This is a genomic window from Massilia aurea (assembly GCF_040790145.1).
GTDB classification, from domain to species: domain Bacteria; phylum Pseudomonadota; class Gammaproteobacteria; order Burkholderiales; family Burkholderiaceae_D; genus Telluria; species Telluria aurea_C.
In genome coordinates, this window is record NZ_JBFMMP010000006.1 from 193115 (window position 1) to 211403 (window position 18289).

Consider the following 18289-nt stretch of genomic DNA (forward strand, 5'->3'; position numbering starts at 1 on the left):
ACTTCTCCCACGCTCACTCCTCTCTGATCGCCCATGCAAGACATTTTCATCGACATCAAATCCCTCGATATGGACGGGCGCGGCGTTGGCCACCTCGCAAACGAGGACGGTTCGCCCGGTAAAGTGGTCTTCGTCGAAGGCGCGCTGCCCGGCGAGCGGGTCAGCTACGAGACGCTCAAGAAGAAGAAGAACTGGGAAGCGGGCCTCATGCTCGAGCTGCAGCGCGCGTCGAGCATGCGGGTCGAGCCAAAATGCATCCACTTCGGCTATTGCGGCGGCTGCTCGATGCAGCACCTGGAGCCGGGCGCGCAGGTCGCGATGAAGCAGCGCGTGCTGGAAGATAACCTCAAGCACATCGGCAAGGTGAAGGCCGAGACCATCATGCGGCCGATGTACGGCCCGACCTGGGATTACCGCTACCGCGCGCGCCTGTCGGTGCGTCACGTGCCGAAGAAGAACACGGTGATGGTGGGCTTTCACGAGAAAGCGTCGGCGCTGGTGGCCGACCTCGTCACCTGCGAAATCCTGCCCGACCACGTCGCGCGCCTGATCGTGCCGCTGCGCGCGCTGATCGCCGCCATGTCGGTGATCGACCACGTGCCGCAGATCGAGCTGGCGATCGGCGAAGAGTCGACCGTGCTGGTGCTGCGTATCATGGCGTCCCTGAGCCGCAACGACGAGGCGCTGCTCAAGGCCTTCGCCGACGAATGGAAGATCCACTGGTGGCTGCAGCCGAACGGCCCGGACTCGGCGCATCCCTACTATCCGCTGGGCACCGACCTGTACTACACGCTGCCCGATTTCGGCATCCGGATGCCGTTCAAGCCGACCGACTTCACCCAGGTGAATCACCAGATCAACCGCGTGCTGGTCTCGAAAGCGCTGCGCCTGCTGGACGTGCAAGCCACCGACCGCGTGGCCGACCTGTTCTGCGGCTTGGGCAACTTCACGTTGCCGCTGGCGACCCAGGCGCGCGAAGTCGTCGGCATCGAGGGCAGCACGGCCCTGACCGAGCGCGCTCTGGCGAATGCCCGCGCCAACGGGCTGGCCGCCAAAACGTCGTTTTCGACCCGCAACCTGTTCGAGGTGACGAAACAAGACCTGGTGGCGCTGGGCCGGTTCGAGCGCATGCTGATCGACCCGCCGCGCGATGGCGCCATGGCGCTGGCGCAGGCGCTGGCCGACCTGCGCGCCACGCACGAGCACCTGATGCCGCAGCGGATCGTGTACGTTTCGTGCAGCCCGTCGACACTGGCGCGTGACGCCGGTATCCTGGTGCACGAAGCCGGCTATGTGATGACGAAGGCGGGCGTGGTAAACATGTTTCCGCACACGTCGCACGTCGAATCGATCGGGGTGTTCGAACTGGGCGAGAAACCGACACCGCTATCGTTTTAGCGTGTCAATAGTGTGACAGTATCGCGGATTGTCTGAATTGAACTGAAAGTCGGTCGTGAACGCTGATAGAATTGCCGTTTGGAAATTATCAAACATACGCGTTCATTTTGCTGACTGACTGTTCATCCATACTGCCGCGTGCCCCGGCACCTGCACTGCCCAGCGTCCCTGTCCGGCCCAAAGAGGCGCCGGCGCCAGGGGTGACATGGGCAATCTGACGCTTGGCGCCATCAGCCTGGCGCAAAAGGATGTTGCCTACATCCGCGCCCTCGTGCGCCTGTTCGCCCATACCCAGAAACTGTCCTGGGTCTTCGCCGAATACCCGCCGTACGATGCGGTCGTGACCGACCGCGCCGGTCGCGCTGCCGATCCTGCGTTCTTTGCCGGATTCGAGGGCGCGGTGCTCACGCTGGTCGAGCCGCCTGCTGCGCCGGATGCCGACACGGTCGCCTATCCGGTGCATGCCGACCAGTTCCGCGCCTGGCTGGTGCGGCGCCAGGACGGCTTGCTGGCGCCGCGCCCGGTCGCGTCGGCGCCTCAGGCCCCAGCCGCGGACGAGGCGGCATTTGCCGTGCGGCGCTTCAGGTTGCGCCGTTGGCCGGCGCCCAGTCTGCTGCAGCGGGACCAGTCGTACGTGCGCATGGCAACCTTGATGTCGCGTAACGCCTTCAGCGTCCGGCAACTGGCCGTGCTCACGACGCGCCCGGAAGCCGATTGCCAGGCGTTCGTGCTGGCCCTGCACGACGCGGGCCTGTTGAAGGAACACGCCCCTGGCGACGCGCCACCGGCAGCCGCCGCGCCCCCGCCGGCAGACGCCGCCTCGCCCCGCCTGGGGCTGATGGCCAGTCTTCGACGCCACCTTGGTTTGTAGGAGGATCTATCAAAGAACACAAGCTGCTCATCACCGGCACCATGGGCGCCGGCAAGACCACCGCGATCCGGGCCATCAGCGATATCGACCCGATCGTTACCGATGTGGCGAATCACGATCGCTCGGTGGCCAAGGAACGTACCACGGTGGGGCTCGACTACGGGATGATGGCGCTGGACAACGGCGACCGGGTGCGCCTGTTTGGTACGCCGGGCCAGTCCCGCTTCGATTTTTTGTGGGAGATCCTGGCTCGCAACGCGCTTGGCCTGGTGATCCTGACCGATAACTCGCGCCCCGATCCGCTGGCCGACCTGGCCATGTTCCTCGATGGTTTTGCCACCAGCCTGCAGACACTGCCGTGCGTGATCGGCGTCGGCCGGCTCGACACCCACCCGCGCGTCACGCTGGACCAGTACGCCGACCTGCTGCAAGAGCGCGGCATGGTGCTGCCCATTCTTCCCGTCGACGTCCGGCAACGCGCCGACGTCGTCATGCTTATCGATATCCTGCTGGCCCAGATCGAGGCCGGCAGCGAACTGGATCCACTATGACCATGACTGAACATTTGCCCGATAGCCTGCCCGATGGCCTGCCTGCTGGCCTGCGTGAGGCTGCCGCCCGCACTGCCAGCGCCTGCGTGGCCGACGTGATCGGCGTCAGCGCCGTCGTGATCGCAAGCGTCGATGGCTTCGACCTGGCGTCGGCCTTTCGCATTCCGCAGGATGCAGCGCGCATCGCTGCCATGGCCAGTTCGATTTCGGCGATCAGCGCCGTCGTGTCGCTCGAAGCTGGCCTGGGCCGTTTCAGGAGCGTCACCATCGGCACCGATGCCGGTTTCGCCGTCGTGCATGCGGTGCCGCGCGCCGATGTCGAACTGGTGATCAGCGTGATTGCCAGCGAAGACGCCATCCTGGCCCAGGTCATGCACCGCATCGGCGCCATGGCCAGGACACTTGCCGGCGTTTGAACGCCGGCGTCTCCAGGGTCGCTCATGCGCCGATCCGGACATTTTTTTGTTGCGCATTTTTGGAGAACACCATGAATATCAATTCGGCCCTGGACGACATCCTCAAGATCGACGGCGCGCAATGTGCGGCGGTCGTCGATTCGGGCAGCGGCATGATGCTGGGTAACGCCGGCTCCGGCATGGACATCGAAGTGGCCGCCGCCGGCAACACCGAAGTCGTGCGCGCCAAGCTCAAGACGATGAAGGCGCTGGGCATCGACGACGCCATCGAGGACATGCTCATCACCCTGGGCACGGCGTACCACATCATCCGCCCGATGGCGCGTTACGAGGGCATCTTCGTGTATGTGGTGCTCGACAAGGCACGCGCCAACCTGGCCCTGGCGCGCCGCAAGATCGCCGACATCGAGAAGGTCGTCGAGATCTGAGCAAATGTAGCGCCCATGAAAAAACCGGCCAGTGGCCGGTTTTTTTTATGGTGCAGACAACGATCAGTCGTCGCCGCCCACGATGCCCAGCAGGCGCAGCAGGCTGGTGAAGATGTTGTACACGTTCAGGTAGATCGACAGGGTGGCGGTGACGTAGTTGGTTTCGCCGCCATTGACGATGCGCTGCACGTCATACAGGATGAAGGCCGAGAAGATACCGATCGCCAGGACCGAGATCACGATCGACAGCACCGACATCTGCAGGAAGATGTTGGCGACGATCGCCAGCAGCAGCACGACGACGCCAGCCATCAGCCAGCTGCCCATGCCCGAGAAGTCGCGCTTGGTGGTAGTGGCGATGCTGGCCATCACGGCAAACACGATCGCGGTGCCGCCGAACGCGGTCATGATCAGGCTGCCGCCGTTCGAATAGTTCAGCGTGTGGGTCAGCAGCGGGCCCATCATCAGGCCCATGAAGAACGTGAAGCCGAGCAGCAGGGCGACGCCCAGGCCCGAATCCTTGTTCTTTTCAATAGCCCACATGAAACCGAATGCAATGGCCATGAAGATAACGAAGCCGAGCATGCCGCTGAACAGCGCGACGCCCATGGACACGCCAAGGAAGGCGCCTGCCACGGTCGGGATCATCGACAGCGCCAGCAGCCAGTAAGTATTGCGTAACACTTTATTACGCGTGGCCTGGCCGCCTTTGGTCAGGTCGATGGTACTTTGGGTACTAGGATACATAGTGCCTCCGGTTGAATGAGATAATTGCAGTACTGAGTTGCAGTACTGTACAGCAACTTACTACCATCCTATAACATCCAGCTTAACCGGGCATGAAGGATGGTGCAGAAACTGGACGTAGGTTTGCCGCCACTGTACCACCTTGCTTGCCCCTATCGCAATATGAGCTATCCGGGCCGGATATGGTAAAATTGAAGGTTAATTGAGTCCCAAAGTTTGTTTACACTGCTCAGTTCTAAACCTTTCATTTTATTGGAGTTTTCTTATGGCAATCGAACGCACCCTGTCCATCATCAAGCCTGACGCAGTCGCAAAAAACGTGATCGGCAAAATCTACAGCCGTTTCGAAGAAGCCGGCCTGAAGATCGTCGCTGCACGCATGGTGCAACTGTCGCGCGCTGAAGCCGAAGGCTTCTACGCCGTGCACGCCGCACGTCCATTCTTCAAGGACCTGGTCGATTTCATGATCTCGGGCCCGGTCATGGTCACCGCCCTCGAAGGCGAAGGCGCGATCCTGAAAAACCGCGACCTGATGGGCGCAACCGATCCAAAGAAAGCTGACGCCGGCACCATCCGCGCCGACTTCGCCGATTCGATCGATGCCAACGCTGTTCACGGTTCGGACGCTGCCGAAACCGCTGCTGTGGAAATCGCTTACTACTTCCCGGCACTGAACGTCTACTCGCGTTAATTAGTAAGGGGGAGCGCAGTCCGGGCGCGCCCCGGAGCACTTTCCCCGGACTAATATAAAAGAGTAAACCCGCTCGCCCACAGCCCCAAGGCTGGCGCGAGCGGGTACTGAACTTAGGAATTTTTGCCATGACGACTCTCACCAACCTGCTGGACCTCGATCCCGCGCAACTCGTCGCTTATTGCGCCGACTTGGGTGAGAAGCCGTTCCGCGCCAAGCAATTGCAACGCTGGATCCACCAGTTTGGCGCGGCGGACTTCGACAGCATGACCGACCTGGCCAAGTCGCTGCGTGAAAAGCTGCGCACGCGCGCCGAAGTGCGCGCACCAGGCATCGTCAGCGACAACACGTCCACCGACGGCACCCGCAAGTGGCTGGTCGATGTCGGCAACGGCAACGCGGTCGAAACCGTGTTCATCCCGGAAGAAAACCGCGGCACGCTGTGCATCTCCACGCAAGCGGGCTGCGCCGTCAACTGTCGTTTCTGCTCGACGGGCAAGCAGGGCTTCAACCGCAACCTCACGGTTGCCGAAATCATCGGCCAGCTGTGGATGGCCGAGTTCGAGCTGCGCCGTACCAAGGGCATCGAGCCCGGCCCGAAGGGCGAACGCCAGATCACCAACGTGGTGATGATGGGCATGGGCGAGCCGCTGCTGAACTACGAACCGACGGTCACCGCGCTCAAGCTGATGCTCGACGATAACGCCTACGGCCTGTCGCGCCGCCGCGTGACCCTGTCGACCTCGGGCGTGGTGCCGAATATCGACAAGCTGTCGCAAGACGTGCCGGTGGCCATGGCGGTCTCGCTGCACGCGTCGAACGATGCGCTGCGCGACATCCTGGTGCCGCTGAACAGGAAATACCCGCTGCGCGAACTGATGGCGGCCTGCAAACGCTATCTCGAGTTCGCACCGCGCGACTTCATCACGTTTGAATACTGCATGCTCGACGGCTTCAATGACAGCGACGAGCACGCACGCGAACTGATCGCGCTGGTGAATGACCCCGTGGTCGGCGTGAACTGCAAATTCAACCTGATTCCATTCAATCCATTCCCCGAGTCCGGCCTGTTCCGCTCCAAGAATCCCCGCATCAAGGCGTTTGCCCAGGTGCTGATGGATGCAGGCATCGTCACCACCGTGCGCAAAACGCGCGGCGACGATATCGACGCCGCCTGCGGCCAGCTTGCCGGCGAGGTCAAGGACCGTACCCGGGTGGCCGAGCGCATGGGAAAGATGGCCGAGTACCAGAAAAAGTTCGGCGCCGATTTCGGGCGCATCGTGGAGATCCCGACCTGATGAAGCTGACCGCCGTCGTGCTTGCACTCGCCTCGACCCTGACCTTGCTGGCCGGCTGCGCCAGCAACAGCGCAGGCCGTACCGACGAGCTCAAGACGGCGTCGGACCTGACTGCAGGTGAAAAGCGCGCATCGATCCGGATCCAGCTGGCGGTCGGCTATTATCAGCAGGGCAAGTACGACATCGCGCTCGACGAAATCAAGCAGGCGCTGGCGGCCGATCCGGCCTATGCCGACGCCTACGGCTTGCGCGCGCTGGTCTACACGTCGATGGGCCAGTACCCGCTGGCCGAAGAGAATTACCAGCAGGCGCTGCGCCTGCGCCCGAACGACCCCGAGTTCTCCAACAACTTCGGCTCGTTCCTGTGCCAGTCGGTCAACCGGCCGGCCGAGGCGATGCGTTATTTCGATGCCGCACTGAAGAATCCGACCTACCAGACGCCGCTGTCGGCCCTGGTCAATGGCGGCGTGTGCAGCATCAAGAACAAGAATCTTGACGCGGCCGAGCGTTACCTGCTCGAAGCCCTGCGTCTGAACCCCGGTCTGCCGATGGTCAATAGCGGCCTGGCGCGGGTGTACTACGAGCGGCGCGACCTTGAGCGCGCCGGGTTTTTCATCAACCGCCTGCTCGAGACAGCCAAGCTCGACGCGCTGTCGGCCGATGCGCTGTGGCTTGCCATGCGCATCAAGCGCAAGGCGGGTGACCGGACCCAGGAAGCGTCGCTGGCGGCCCAGTTGCGGCGCCGCTTCCCCGGTTCGCCCGAATATGCTGCGTTCGAGCGCGGGGCGTTTGATGAGTAAAGAAGAACAAAGACAAGGACAAGGACAATGAACGAGCAAGCAGACCAGCCAGCCGTACCGGGTAACGGGTCCGGCATCCCTGGCAAGACCCTGCAATCCCAGCGCGAAGCCATGGGCTGGAGCGTCGAGCAGGTCGCCGACCAGCTCAAGCTGGCGCCGCGCCAGGTGCTGGCGCTGGAAGCCGGCGATTACGCCTCGCTGCCAAGCCCGGCCGTCACGCGCGGCTTCGTGCGCGCCTACGCCAAGCTGCTGCGCATCGACGCGGCCCCGCTGGTGTCGATGATCGAACTGAACATGCCGCCGGAAGCCCAGGCCGGCGCCCAGTCGGCCATGGCCGCCGCGCGCCGTGAACAAAAGCCTGCCGCGTTCTCGGAAACCCGTTTCCCGATCAACGGCAAACGCCGCAGTCTGCCGCTGGGCTGGATCGCCGCCGTCGTCGTCGTGGCCGGCGCTGCCGTCGCGGCCTGGCAGTTCAATCTGGTCCCGAGCCTGAATCGCGACGCCGAACCGGGCGACGCGATGGTGCTTGAAAACCCGGCCGCCGGTGTCGTGGCGCCGGGCGTCGCCACGCCTGGTGGTGCGGCGCCGGTCCAGCCAGGTCTGATCAATCCCTCGGTGCCGCTCATTTCGGTGCCGTCGCCGACGACTGAAGGTGCGGCCCCTGCGGGCGCGCCAGCGACGACCACGCCTGCGTCGCCAGGCGCGCCGGCTGCAGCGCCTGCTGCGCCGACCACCGCACCGGCTGCCGCTGCGCCGGCGCCCGTCGCCGCTGCGCCCGCAGTTGCCGGCGCCAATACCCTGGTGCTGAACGTGCGCGCCGATTCGTGGATTGAAGTGCGCCCGAGCAGCGGCGGTCGTCCGCTGATCTCGCGCCTGGTCAAGGCCGGCAGCACCGAGTCGGTCGAGGTCGCCGGCCCTGTGAACCTGACGGTCGGCGTGCCGGGCGCCGTGACGGCGACCCTGCGCGGCGCCGACGTCCCGCTGCCACAGCAGCCGGGCAAGACCATCGCACGCGTGGCCCTGAAATAAGCTGATCTCAAGCTGGAACCAACCATGAATTCTTTTAACGAAGCCTGCATCGCCACGGCGATTCCCTCTGGTCCGATGGCACGCCGCGCCAGCCGCAAGGTGCTGGTGTCGCACGGCGCACGCCAGGTATGGGTCGGTGGCGACGCGCCGGTCGTCGTGCAGTCGATGACCAATACCGATACCGCCGACGCGATCGGCACCGCGATCCAGGTCAAGGAGCTGGCGCGCGCCGGCTCCGAGATCGTGCGCATCACGGTCGACACGCCTGCAGCGGCCGCTGCCGTGCCGGCGATCCGCGCCCAGCTCGACCGCATGGAAGTCGACGTGCCGCTGGTCGGCGACTTCCACTACAACGGCCACCTGCTGCTGCGCGACTATCCCGAGTGCGCGCAGGCGCTGTCGAAATACCGCATCAATCCGGGCAATGTGGGGCAGGGCGCCAAGCGCGACACCCAGTTCGCCCAGATGATCGAGATCGCCGCCAAGTACGACAAGCCGGTGCGCATTGGCGTGAACTGGGGCAGCCTCGACCAGTCCCTGCTGGCGCGCATCATGGACGAGAACGCCGCGCGCGCCAATCCATGGTCGGCGCAGGCCGTGATGTACGAAGCCCTGATCACGTCAGCCATTGAAAACGCGATCCGCGCCGAAGAAGTCGGCCTGGCGCGCGACAAGATCATCCTGTCGTGCAAGGTGTCGGGCGTACAAGACCTGATTGCGGTGTACCGCGAACTGGGCCGCCGCTGCGACTACCCGTTGCACCTGGGCCTGACCGAAGCCGGCATGGGCAGCAAGGGCATCGTCGCTTCGACCGCCGCGCTGTCGGTGCTGCTGCAAGAGGGCATCGGCGACACGATCCGCATTTCGCTCACGCCAGAACCGGGCGGCGACCGTACGCGCGAAGTCATCGTCGGCCAGGAAATCCTGCAGACGATGGGCTTGCGCAAGTTCACACCGATGGTGATTGCCTGCCCGGGTTGCGGCCGCACGACCTCGACCGTGTTCCAGGAACTGGCGGATAACATCCAGACCTTCCTGCGCGACCAGATGCCTGAGTGGAAAAAGACCTATCCGGGCGTGGAAGGCATGAACGTGGCCGTGATGGGTTGCATCGTCAACGGCCCGGGCGAATCGAAGCACGCGAACATCGGCATCAGCTTGCCGGGCACGGGCGAATCGACGGCCGCGCCGGTATTTGTCGATGGCCAGAAATTCGCCACGCTGCGCGGTGAACGGATCGTCGAAGAATTCCAGACGATCGTGCTGGATTACGTGAAGAAGAATTACAGCCGCGAGACTGTGGCGCAATAAAAGCAGGCCACTGGCCCCAGCACGTCGTTCCCGCGAAGGCGGGAACCCAAGTCACCACCGCCGCCAGCTGCCTTAAATTTAACCGCAGCGCGAGCAGACTTGGGTTCCAGCCTTCGCTGGAACGACGGCGAATCAAGAGATAACACTTATGTCCAAACCAGAAAAAATCGTCGCCATCAAAGGCATGAACGACATCCTGCCAAGCGATGCACCGCTGTGGGAGCTGTTCGAGAACACCACCGAAACGATCCTGAAAAGCTACGGCTACCAGAAGATCGTCACGCCCATCGTCGAGCAGACGAGCCTGTTCTCGCGCGCCATTGGCGCCGTCACCGACATCGTCGAAAAAGAGATGTACTCGTTCGAGGATTCGATGAACGGCGACCAGCTCACGCTGCGCCCGGAAGGCACGGCCAGCGTCGTGCGCGCCGTGCTCGAACATAACCTGGTCTACGACGGCCCGCGTCGCCTGTGGTACAAGGGCCCGATGTTCCGCCACGAGCGTCCGCAGCGCGGCCGCTATCGCCAGTTCTTCCAGTTCGGCGCCGAAGCCATCGGGTTCTCGGGCCCGGACATCGACGCCGAGCTGATCATGATGTGCCGCCGCCTGTGGGACGACCTGGGCCTGCAGAACGTGCGTCTCGAGCTCAATTCGATCGGCAATGCCGAAGAGCGCCAGCGTCACCGCGCCGACCTGATCACGTATCTGGAAGGGCACGAAGACATCCTGGACGCCGAAGCCAAGCGCCGCTTGCACAGCAACCCGCTGCGCATCCTCGACACCAAGAACCCGGCGATGCAAGAGATGGTCAACGCGGCCCCGAAGCTGCTGGACTACCTGGGCGCGGAATCGCTGGCGCACTTCAACGGCGTCAAGAATCTGCTCGATAAAAACGCGGTGCAGTACACCGTCAACCCACGCCTGGTGCGCGGCCTGGACTATTACAACCGCACCGTGTTCGAGTGGGTTACCGACGAGCTCGGTTCGCAAGGCACGATCTGTGCTGGCGGGCGCTACGATCCGCTGGTGGAAACCTTTGGCGGCAAGGCCACGCCGGCCGTCGGTTTCGCAATGGGCATGGAGCGCATCATCGAGCTGATGAAGGCGATGGGCGAGCCGGCCGAACCGAATCAATGCGACGTGTACATGGTGCACCAGGGCGAAGATGCGCAGCTGCAAGCCTTCATCCTGGCCGAGCGCATTCGGGATGCCGGGCTGGATGTTGTGTTACATTGCGCAACGCCGTCGGGCGCCGGCAGCTTCAAGAGCCAGATGAAGAAGGCCGATGGCTCGGGCGCCGCCTTTGCTGTGATCATCGGCCAGGACGAAGTCGCCAGTGAAACCGCCGCCGTGAAAACGCTGCGCGGCGAAATCGGCGAACAGCAGCAGACCACGGTGCCGTTCCTGGAAGTGGTCGACTACCTGGTCGACCAGATCACCGGCGCACACGTGCATGACGAAAACTGCGGGCACGACCACGTGCACATGCATTGAACCCGTCCTGACCGACGCAATCAACCAACCTACTACAAGAATACGCACATGGCATACGATCACCAAGAGCAGGAACAGCTTGATTCCTTCAAGGCGTTCTGGTCGAAGTACGGCAACATCATCGTCTGGGTTTTGATCCTGGCGCTCGGTTCGTTCGCCGGCTGGAATTTCTGGAAAACCCATCAGGCCAACAAATCGGTCGAAGCGTCGGCGCTGTACGACGAACTGCAAACGTCGCTGCTGGCCAACGACAATGCCAAGGTCCAGCGCATCGCCGGCGACATCCGCGCCAAGTATGAAAGCTCGCCGTACACCCAGATGGCGGCCCTGGCCGCAGCCAAGACGGCGTTCGATGCGAACGACCTGAAAACCGCGAAAGCCCAGCTGCAATGGGCGGCCGACAACGGCAACGACGAATACAAGTCGATCGCCAAGCTGCGCCTGGCTGGCGTGCTGCTCGATGAAAAAGCCTTTGACGAAGCGCTCAAGGTGCTGAACGGCACCTTCCTGCCGCAGTTCACCGCCGAAGTGAACGATCGCAAGGGCGACGTGCTGGTCGGTCAGAACAAGCTGAACGAAGCGCGCGCCGCGTATGTCGCCGCGCTGGCCGCGATGGATGCCAGCAGCCCGGCCCGTCAACTGGTGCAGGTCAAACTCGAAGCGATCGGCGGCACGGCCCCGGCCGACAAGAAGACCGAACAACCAGCCGCAGACCAGAAAGCGGCTGCGTAACATTCGTCGCACGAGATGGCCCGCGCCCGCTGCATGGTGGGCGCGGGCCTTGCGTCCTTTATAGTCTTGGCACAAGGTAGAACATAATGCGTATCAGCAGCAAACTTGTTGGCGTCGGCGTACTAGCCCTGATGACGGGTTGCTCGACCCTCAATTCGCTCAATCCATTTGCGTCCGACAAGAAAGGCGATCAACCCGCCAAGCTTGTCGAGCTCAAGGGCAGCATGGCCGTGCGTACCGCATGGAAACTCGACATCGGCAAGGCCAAGGGCTACCAGTTCTCGCCGGCACTCACTGGCAACACGCTGGTCGTGGCCGGCGCCGACGGCGCCATCGCGCGCGTCGAAGCCGCCACCGGCAAGCAGCTGTGGCGCGTGAAGGCCGACACCGAGCTGTCGGCCGGCGTCGGCACCGATGGCAACCTGATCGTCGTGGGCGGCGAAAAGGGCATGCTGATGGGCTACGACATGGATGGCAAGCTGCTCTGGAAAACGCAGCTGTCGAGCGAAATCCTGTCGGCGCCGGTGGTGTCGCAAGGCATCGTCGTCGCGCGCTCGATCGACAACCGCATCGTCGGTCTCGATGCGACCGACGGCAGCAAGAAATGGACCGTGCAAAAGATCGCGCCGCCGCTGACGCTGCGTAACGCACCAGGCATGATCGTGGCCGGCACCGACGTGATCGTCGCCCAGCCGGGCGGCAAGCTGTCCGCGCTGATCCTGGCCACCGGCGCACCGCGCTGGGACGTCGAGGTCGGTGTGTCGCGTGGCGCGACGGAACTGGAACGCGTCACCGATATCGGCGGCGCCCCGGTGCTGTTCGAAAACGAGGTGTGCGCCGCATCCTACCAAGGGCGCGTAGGCTGCTTTGACCTGGTGACCGGTTCGGCGCGCTGGACGCGCGACCTGTCGTCGAGCGTCGGTGTGGCCGTCGACCAATTGTTCGTGTTCGCACCGGACGACAAGGGAGCACTCAATGCATTTACCCGCGACACGGGCGCCAGCAGCTGGAAGAACGACAAACTGTCGTTCCGCCGCCTGTCGACCCCGCTGTCGTATGGCCGCGCCGTCGCGGTCGGCGACTACGAAGGCTATGTGCACTTCCTGTCGCGCGAAGATGGCTCATTCCTGGCGCGCGCCGCAACCGACGGGAGCCCGATCGTGGGCACGCCGCTGGTGGCCGGTTCGAACCTGATTTTTCAAACACAAAATGGAACTGTGACCGCCATCGCGGTCGAATAGAATAAAACATGAAGCCGGTAATCGCACTCGTAGGTCGCCCGAACGTCGGGAAATCGACCTTATTTAACCGCATGACCCGTTCGCGCGACGCGTTGGTGGCCGACATGCCAGGCCTGACGCGCGACCGCCACTACGGCGAAGGCCGCATTGGCGAACGACCATTCCTGGTCATTGACACGGGCGGTTTCGAGCCGGTCGCCAAAGAAGGCATCATGCACGAAATGGCGCTGCAAACGCGCCAGGCCGTCGCCGAAGCCGACGTCGTCGTCTTCATCGTCGATGGCCGCCAGGGCCTGACGCCCCACGACAAGACCATCACCGATTTCCTGCGCAAGAGCGGTCGCAAGATCATGCTCGTGGTGAACAAGTCCGAAGGCATGAAGTACACCGCCGTCACCGCCGACTTCTATGAACTCGGCATGGGCGACCCGTACGTCATTTCGGCCGCCCACGGCGACGGCGTGACCGACCTCGTGGTCGAGGCGCTCGACGCCGCGTTCGCCGCGCGGCCCGATGAACCGGCTGAACTCGAGCACGTCGACCATGGCATCAAGATCGCCATCGTCGGCCGCCCGAACGTGGGCAAATCGACCCTCATCAACACGCTGGTGGGCGAGCAGCGCGTGATCGCATTTGACATGCCGGGCACCACGCGCGACTCGATCGAAGTGCCATTCGAACGCGACGGCAAGAAGTTCACGCTGATCGACACTGCCGGTATTCGCCGCCGGGGCAAGATTTTTGAAGCGATCGAAAAATTCTCAGTCGTCAAGACGATGCAGTCGATCGCCGACGCCAACGTCGTCGTGCTACTGCTCGACGCCCAGCAAGACATCTCGGAGCAAGACGCGCACATCGCCGGCTTCATCCTGGAGTCGGGCAGGGCGCTGGTGGTTGCCGTCAACAAATGGGATGGCCTGCAATCGGACGAACGCGACAGCGTCAAGATCGATCTCGACCGCAAGCTGGACTTCCTCAGCTTCGCCAACACCCACTTTGTGTCGGCACTGCGCGGCACCGGCATCACGCAACTGATGAAGTCGGTCGAGTCGGCGTACGCCGCCGCCACCGCCAACCTGTCGACGCCGCGCCTGACGCGCGCATTGCAAGAGGCCGTTGAGAAGCAAGAGCCGAAACGCAAAGGCTCGGGCCGTCCAAAGATGCGCTACGCCCACCAGGGTGGCCAGAATCCGCCGATCATCGTCATCCACGGCAATGCCCTGGACGGAATCAGCGAGCCGTACAAGCGCTATCTTGAAAAACATTTCCGCGAGACGTTCAGCCTGGTCGGTACGCCACTGCGGATCGAACTGCGCAGCGGTAAAAACCCGTTCGCGAAGCCGTAGCAGTACGACAAAAAGTGGCGAAACAGGTTACAGTAGTTCAGGGCCGCATTCGCTTTTGCAGAATATGGCCTCATCCACGTGGCATGACTACTTGAAAATCGGCAAATCGCCTCAAACTTTTAACTACAACAACATCACGGAGCTGTTATGAGCAACAAAGGGCAACTGTTACAAGACCCATTCCTCAACGCCTTGCGCAAGGAACACGTCCCTGTCTCGATCTACCTGGTCAACGGTATCAAGCTGCAGGGTCATATCGAATCCTTCGACCAATACGTCGTCTTGCTTCGCAACACCGTGACCCAGATGGTCTACAAGCATGCCATCTCCACCGTCGTGCCGGCCCGCGCCGTCAACCTCAATCTTGACTCCAGCGAAGCCGAGTAAGGCCGATGGCTGACGCCCCCGGCACGCCGCTCATGCGCGCAGCCCTGGTCGGCATCGACTTCGGGACTGGCGACTTCAACGCCAGTCTCGAAGAGCTGTCCCTGCTTGCCCGCTCCGCCGGCGCGGATCCGATCACCACGATCACGGCCAAACGGTCGAGTCCCGATCCTGCACTCTTCATCGGCAGCGGCAAGGCCGATGAAATCGCTCTCGACGCCAAGGCACTCGGCGTCGACATCATCATCTTCAATCACGCACTTTCGCCTGCCCAGCAGCGTAACCTCGAGCGTCGTCTCGAGATGCGCGTTGTCGACCGTACCAGCCTGATCCTCGACATCTTCGCGCAGCGCGCCAAGAGCCACGAGGGCAAGCTGCAGGTCGAGCTGGCGCAGTTGCAGCACCTGGCCACGCGCCTGATTCGCGGCTGGACTCACCTCGAACGGCAAAAGGGCGGTATCGGCCTGCGCGGTCCCGGTGAAACCCAGCTCGAGACCGACCGCCGGCTGATCGGCGAGCGCGTCAAGGCGCTGCGGGCACGGCTGGCCAAGCTGCGCAAGCAGCATGAGACCCAGCGCCGCCAGCGTGGTCGCAACAATACCTTCTCGGTGTCGCTCGTCGGCTATACGAACGCCGGCAAATCGACGCTATTCAACTCGCTGACCAAGGCCGGCGTCTACGTGGCGAATCAACTGTTCGCCACGCTCGACACCACCAGCCGCCGTATCTACCTGGGCGACGATGTCGGCAGTGTCGTGATCTCCGACACCGTCGGCTTCGTGCGCGACTTGCCGCACCAGCTGGTTGCCGCTTTCCGCGCCACGCTCGAAGAGACCATCCACGCCGACCTGCTGCTGCACGTGGTCGACAGCGCGTCGCCGACGCGCATGGAGCAGGTCGAGCAGGTCAACGAGGTGTTGCGCGAGATCGGCGCCGATCATGTTCCCCAAATCCTCGTCTGGAACAAGATCGACGCGGCCGGGCTGGCGCCCGGAATCGAGCGTGATGAGTATGATAAGATCAACCGGGTTTTCATCAGTGCCCATAGCGGCGCCGGCCTGGATCTGCTGCGTTCGGCGATCGCCGAAACAGCCAAATCCGCGCCAGGTCAAAGCTACCGAGCCGTCCCGGAATACGAAGGGCAGGACGACGCTTTCGAGCACGCCGAAGACGACGCGTCGGTGGACGCGCTTTCGGACGCGGTTCCCGATGGTCTTTCCGATCGTCTTGCCGACAATATGCCAACTTCCACCCCTACCACCCGCCTTGGGCCACATTAGCCTATGTTTGTTTCCATACTAAAAAGATTCGGCGTCAAGTTGTCGCTGAACGACCCACGCTGGGGACGCAACCCAGAAGATGACCGCAAGGCCCAGGACGGTCGCCGTCCGGGCGACGGCCCGCCCGACCTCGATCAGATGTGGCGCGATTTCAATGCGCGCCTCAACAAGATGTTCGGCAACCGTGGCAACAATAACGGCGGCGACAACAATGGCGGCCCGAACCGCGAAATGCGCGGCGCCGGCATTGGCGCCGGCGTCATTGCCATCATCGTCGGCTTCATCTGGCTGGCCTCGGGCGCGTTCATCGTGCAAGAGGGCCGTACCGGTGTGGTGACCACGTTCGGCAAGCTGAGCCACTCGACCTTGCCTGGCCTGAACTGGCGCTGGCCATACCCGATCCAGGCCCACGAGATCGTCGATGTCTCGACGATTCGTACGGCCGAGATCGGCTACCGCGCCACGGCCAGCAACAAGAAGCTGGAAGAATCTCTGATGCTGACCGACGACGAAAACATCGTCGACATCCAGTTCGCGGTGCAGTACACGCTCAAGGATCCGGTCGCATGGGTATTCAACAACCGTGACCAGGACGACACCGTGCGCCAGGCCGCCGAGACGGCGATCCGCGAAGTGGTCGGCCGCAGCAAGATGGACTTCGTCCTGTACGAAGGGCGCGAGAAGGTCGCTGCCGATGTCCAGGCGCTGATCCAGACCATCACCGACCGCTACAAGCTGGGCGCCCTGATCAGCAACGTGACCATGCAGGGCGTGCAGCCGCCAGAGCAGGTGCAGAACGCGTTCGATGACGCCGTGCGCGCCAGCCAGGACCGTGCCCGCGCCCGCAACGAAGGTGAAGCGTATGCCAACCAGGTGATCCCGGCCGCGCGCGGCCAGGCCTTCCGCCTGCAGCAGGATGCCGAAGCGTATCGCTCGATGGTGGTTGAAAACGCAACGGGTAACGCGTCGCGCTTCGACCAGGTGGTCGCTGCCTACGCCAAGGCGCCTGGCGTGACCCGCGACCGCATGTATGTCGACACGATGCAGCAGATCTTCTCCAGCACCACCAAGGTGATGATCGACTCGCGCGCCAACAACAATATGCTGTACCTGCCACTCGACAAGCTGATGCAGCAGGTCGCGGCCAACGATGCCCAGATCGGCAGCAAGTCGGGCCCGGTGCAGGTGCCGGGGCAAGTTCCCGCGTCCGGCACGCCGGCCGAAGTGACCCAGGCCCTGGAAGCGGTGCGCCAGCGCGATGAGCGCAGCCGTGATTCCTCACGTGATCGGGAGACCCGTTAATGAACCGCGTTGTAACCATTTTCGTGGCCGGCTTCATCGCACTGATGCTGCTGTCGTCCACTATCTTCGTCGTCGACCAGCGCCGCTATGCGATCGTGTTCGCACTCGGCCAGGTCAAGGAAGTCATCGACACGCCGGGCCTGCATTTCAAGCTGCCGCCACCGTTCCAGAACGTGGTCTACATGGACAAGCGCATCCTGACGCTCGATACGCCTGAAGCGACCCGCTTCATCACGTCCGAGAAGAACAATGTGCTGGTCGATTCGTACATCAAGTGGCGCATCAGCGATCCGCGCCTGTACTTCGTCAGTTTTGCGGGCGACGAAACGCGCGCGCAGAATCGCCTGTCGCAGGTCATCAAGGCTGCGCTGAGCGACGAGATCACCAAGCGCACGGTGCGCGAAGTGATTTCGGGCGAGCGCGCGGCCGTGATGGCAGCGGTGCAGGCCAAGGTCGTTGCCGAGGCCAAGGATATCGGCATCGCGATCATCGACGTGCGTCTCAAGCGCGTGGAATACACCGAGCAGAACATCAATTCGGTGTACGAGCGCATGCGTGCCGAGCGCGTCCGCGTGGCCAACGAATCGCGTTCGACCGGCGCCGCCGAGTCCGAGCAGATCCGCGCCGATGCCGATCGCCAGCGCACGGTGATCATCGCCGAAGCGTTCCGCGACGCCGAAAAGGTCAAGGGCGATGGCGATGCGAAAGCGTCGGCAATCTACGCTGACGCCTTCGGCAAGAACCCGGAATTCGCGCGTTACTACCGTTCGCTCGAAGCGTACCGCGCGAGCTTCAAGGATCGCAGCGATGTGCTGGTGGTAGATCCGAACTCGGAGTTCTTCAAGTACTTCAAGGCGCCTGCGGGTGGCGGGAAGTAAGTAGGCTGTTCAACGTAACTTGGGTTCCCGCCTGCGCGGGAACGACGTGCTATAGCACTTGGCGGGTGGTAGCGTTTGCTATTGCTACCGA

The 18289-nt window shown here is 63.0% G+C and carries 19 protein-coding genes; 18 read left to right on the forward strand and 1 reads right to left on the reverse strand.

The genetic code is table 11. The annotated features are described in order from the left end of the window. The first annotated feature begins 33 nt into the window (after positions 1-33). From rlmD to AB2N08_RS11780, 5 genes are all read left to right on the forward strand, one after another. Complete coding sequence (gene rlmD, locus AB2N08_RS11760; protein ID WP_367610829.1) at positions 34-1398, forward strand: 23S rRNA (uracil(1939)-C(5))-methyltransferase RlmD; 1365 nt, start codon at positions 34-36, stop codon at positions 1396-1398. Positions 1399-1603: 205 nt separating this feature from the next. Continuing rightward, the gene (locus tag AB2N08_RS11765) at positions 1604-2269 is read left to right on the forward strand and encodes a hypothetical protein (protein WP_367610830.1); all 666 of its coding nucleotides are present in this window, start codon (positions 1604-1606) and stop codon (positions 2267-2269) included. Between the two features lie 41 nt (positions 2270-2310). Continuing rightward, positions 2311-2820 (forward strand): GTP-binding protein, encoded by a 510-nt coding sequence (locus AB2N08_RS11770; protein WP_367610831.1) that lies wholly within the window; start codon positions 2311-2313, stop codon positions 2818-2820. Continuing rightward, positions 2817-3236: a roadblock/LC7 domain-containing protein gene (locus AB2N08_RS11775; protein ID WP_367610832.1), complete on the forward strand. Its 420-nt coding sequence runs from the start codon at positions 2817-2819 to the stop codon at positions 3234-3236. The genes AB2N08_RS11770 and AB2N08_RS11775 overlap by 4 nt, the downstream gene beginning before the upstream one ends. A gap of 71 nt (positions 3237-3307) precedes the next feature. After that, positions 3308-3664, forward strand: a complete 357-nt coding sequence (locus AB2N08_RS11780; RefSeq protein ID WP_367610833.1) for a hypothetical protein — start codon at positions 3308-3310, stop codon at positions 3662-3664. Positions 3665-3727: 63 nt separating this feature from the next. On the opposite strand, the gene AB2N08_RS11785 is transcribed toward AB2N08_RS11780, so the two are convergent. Then, a complete protein-coding gene (locus AB2N08_RS11785) occupies positions 3728-4411 on the reverse strand; it encodes a Bax inhibitor-1/YccA family protein (protein ID WP_367610834.1) in 684 nt (227 codons plus the stop codon). 265 nt (positions 4412-4676) lie between these two features. Between AB2N08_RS11785 and ndk the strand changes: the two genes are divergently transcribed. The 13 genes from ndk to hflC all read left to right on the forward strand — a co-directional run bounded on the left by ndk (position 4677) and on the right by hflC (position 18198). Beyond that, positions 4677-5102 carry a nucleoside-diphosphate kinase gene (gene ndk, locus AB2N08_RS11790; protein ID WP_367610835.1) on the forward strand — a complete coding sequence of 142 codons (426 nt, stop codon included), beginning with the start codon at positions 4677-4679 and terminating at the stop codon, positions 5100-5102. 128 nt (positions 5103-5230) lie between these two features. Then, positions 5231-6400: a 23S rRNA (adenine(2503)-C(2))-methyltransferase RlmN gene (gene rlmN / locus AB2N08_RS11795; protein ID WP_367610836.1), complete on the forward strand. Its 1170-nt coding sequence runs from the start codon at positions 5231-5233 to the stop codon at positions 6398-6400. Then, the gene (gene pilW / locus AB2N08_RS11800) at positions 6400-7200 is read left to right on the forward strand and encodes a type IV pilus biogenesis/stability protein PilW (RefSeq protein ID WP_367610837.1); all 801 of its coding nucleotides are present in this window, start codon (positions 6400-6402) and stop codon (positions 7198-7200) included. The genes rlmN and pilW overlap by 1 nt, the downstream gene beginning before the upstream one ends. Positions 7201-7227: 27 nt before the next feature. Further along, on the forward strand, positions 7228-8229 hold the full coding sequence (locus AB2N08_RS11805; RefSeq protein ID WP_367610838.1) for a helix-turn-helix domain-containing protein: 1002 nt from the start codon (positions 7228-7230) through the stop codon (positions 8227-8229). Positions 8230-8253: 24 nt separating this feature from the next. After that, a complete protein-coding gene (gene ispG, locus AB2N08_RS11810) occupies positions 8254-9540 on the forward strand; it encodes a flavodoxin-dependent (E)-4-hydroxy-3-methylbut-2-enyl-diphosphate synthase (protein ID WP_370662415.1) in 1287 nt (428 codons plus the stop codon). Between the two features lie 148 nt (positions 9541-9688). Further along, entirely contained in the window at positions 9689-11035 is a 1347-nt protein-coding gene (hisS, locus tag AB2N08_RS11815; protein ID WP_367610839.1) for a histidine--tRNA ligase, read from the forward strand. Between the two features lie 48 nt (positions 11036-11083). Beyond that, positions 11084-11767 (forward strand): YfgM family protein, encoded by a 684-nt coding sequence (locus tag AB2N08_RS11820; protein WP_367610840.1) that lies wholly within the window; start codon positions 11084-11086, stop codon positions 11765-11767. 86 nt (positions 11768-11853) lie between these two features. Continuing rightward, a complete protein-coding gene (gene bamB / locus AB2N08_RS11825; RefSeq protein WP_367610841.1) occupies positions 11854-13008 on the forward strand; it encodes an outer membrane protein assembly factor BamB in 1155 nt (384 codons plus the stop codon). 8 nt (positions 13009-13016) lie between these two features. Further along, positions 13017-14354, forward strand: coding sequence for a ribosome biogenesis GTPase Der (der, locus tag AB2N08_RS11830; protein ID WP_367610842.1), 1338 nt, complete (start codon positions 13017-13019; stop codon positions 14352-14354). Positions 14355-14501: 147 nt separating this feature from the next. Continuing rightward, on the forward strand, positions 14502-14741 hold the full coding sequence (hfq, locus tag AB2N08_RS11835; RefSeq protein ID WP_183555416.1) for an RNA chaperone Hfq: 240 nt from the start codon (positions 14502-14504) through the stop codon (positions 14739-14741). A 32-nt stretch (positions 14742-14773) separates the two neighbouring features. After that, positions 14774-16018 carry a GTPase HflX gene (hflX, locus tag AB2N08_RS11840; protein WP_367610913.1) on the forward strand — a complete coding sequence of 415 codons (1245 nt, stop codon included), beginning with the start codon at positions 14774-14776 and terminating at the stop codon, positions 16016-16018. A 3-nt stretch (positions 16019-16021) separates the two neighbouring features. Continuing rightward, entirely contained in the window at positions 16022-17320 is a 1299-nt protein-coding gene (hflK, locus tag AB2N08_RS11845) for an FtsH protease activity modulator HflK (RefSeq protein ID WP_367610843.1), read from the forward strand. Continuing rightward, positions 17320-18198, forward strand: a complete 879-nt coding sequence (hflC, locus tag AB2N08_RS11850) for a protease modulator HflC (protein WP_367610844.1) — start codon at positions 17320-17322, stop codon at positions 18196-18198. Before hflK ends, hflC begins: the two co-directional genes overlap by 1 nt. Positions 18199-18289: the final 91 nt, after the last annotated feature.

What these genes read in the sequence shown, in the direction of transcription:
- rlmD (WP_367610829.1), top strand. Translation starts at nt 34, where the DNA reads ATGCAAGACATTTTCATCGACATCAAATCCCTCGATATGGACGGGCGC.
- AB2N08_RS11765 (WP_367610830.1), top strand. Translation starts at nt 1,604, where the DNA reads ATGGGCAATCTGACGCTTGGCGCCATCAGCCTGGCGCAAAAGGATGTT.
- AB2N08_RS11770 (WP_367610831.1), top strand. Translation starts at nt 2,311, where the DNA reads ATGGGCGCCGGCAAGACCACCGCGATCCGGGCCATCAGCGATATCGAC.
- AB2N08_RS11775 (WP_367610832.1), top strand. Translation starts at nt 2,817, where the DNA reads ATGACCATGACTGAACATTTGCCCGATAGCCTGCCCGATGGCCTGCCT.
- AB2N08_RS11780 (WP_367610833.1), top strand. Translation starts at nt 3,308, where the DNA reads ATGAATATCAATTCGGCCCTGGACGACATCCTCAAGATCGACGGCGCG.
- AB2N08_RS11785 (WP_367610834.1), bottom strand. Translation starts at nt 4,411, where the DNA reads ATGTATCCTAGTACCCAAAGTACCATCGACCTGACCAAAGGCGGCCAG.
- ndk (WP_367610835.1), top strand. Translation starts at nt 4,677, where the DNA reads ATGGCAATCGAACGCACCCTGTCCATCATCAAGCCTGACGCAGTCGCA.
- rlmN (WP_367610836.1), top strand. Translation starts at nt 5,231, where the DNA reads ATGACGACTCTCACCAACCTGCTGGACCTCGATCCCGCGCAACTCGTC.
- pilW (WP_367610837.1), top strand. Translation starts at nt 6,400, where the DNA reads ATGAAGCTGACCGCCGTCGTGCTTGCACTCGCCTCGACCCTGACCTTG.
- AB2N08_RS11805 (WP_367610838.1), top strand. Translation starts at nt 7,228, where the DNA reads ATGAACGAGCAAGCAGACCAGCCAGCCGTACCGGGTAACGGGTCCGGC.
- ispG (WP_370662415.1), top strand. Translation starts at nt 8,254, where the DNA reads ATGAATTCTTTTAACGAAGCCTGCATCGCCACGGCGATTCCCTCTGGT.
- hisS (WP_367610839.1), top strand. Translation starts at nt 9,689, where the DNA reads ATGTCCAAACCAGAAAAAATCGTCGCCATCAAAGGCATGAACGACATC.
- AB2N08_RS11820 (WP_367610840.1), top strand. Translation starts at nt 11,084, where the DNA reads ATGGCATACGATCACCAAGAGCAGGAACAGCTTGATTCCTTCAAGGCG.
- bamB (WP_367610841.1), top strand. Translation starts at nt 11,854, where the DNA reads ATGCGTATCAGCAGCAAACTTGTTGGCGTCGGCGTACTAGCCCTGATG.
- der (WP_367610842.1), top strand. Translation starts at nt 13,017, where the DNA reads ATGAAGCCGGTAATCGCACTCGTAGGTCGCCCGAACGTCGGGAAATCG.
- hfq (WP_183555416.1), top strand. Translation starts at nt 14,502, where the DNA reads ATGAGCAACAAAGGGCAACTGTTACAAGACCCATTCCTCAACGCCTTG.
- hflX (WP_367610913.1), top strand. Translation starts at nt 14,774, where the DNA reads ATGCGCGCAGCCCTGGTCGGCATCGACTTCGGGACTGGCGACTTCAAC.
- hflK (WP_367610843.1), top strand. Translation starts at nt 16,022, where the DNA reads ATGTTTGTTTCCATACTAAAAAGATTCGGCGTCAAGTTGTCGCTGAAC.
- hflC (WP_367610844.1), top strand. Translation starts at nt 17,320, where the DNA reads ATGAACCGCGTTGTAACCATTTTCGTGGCCGGCTTCATCGCACTGATG.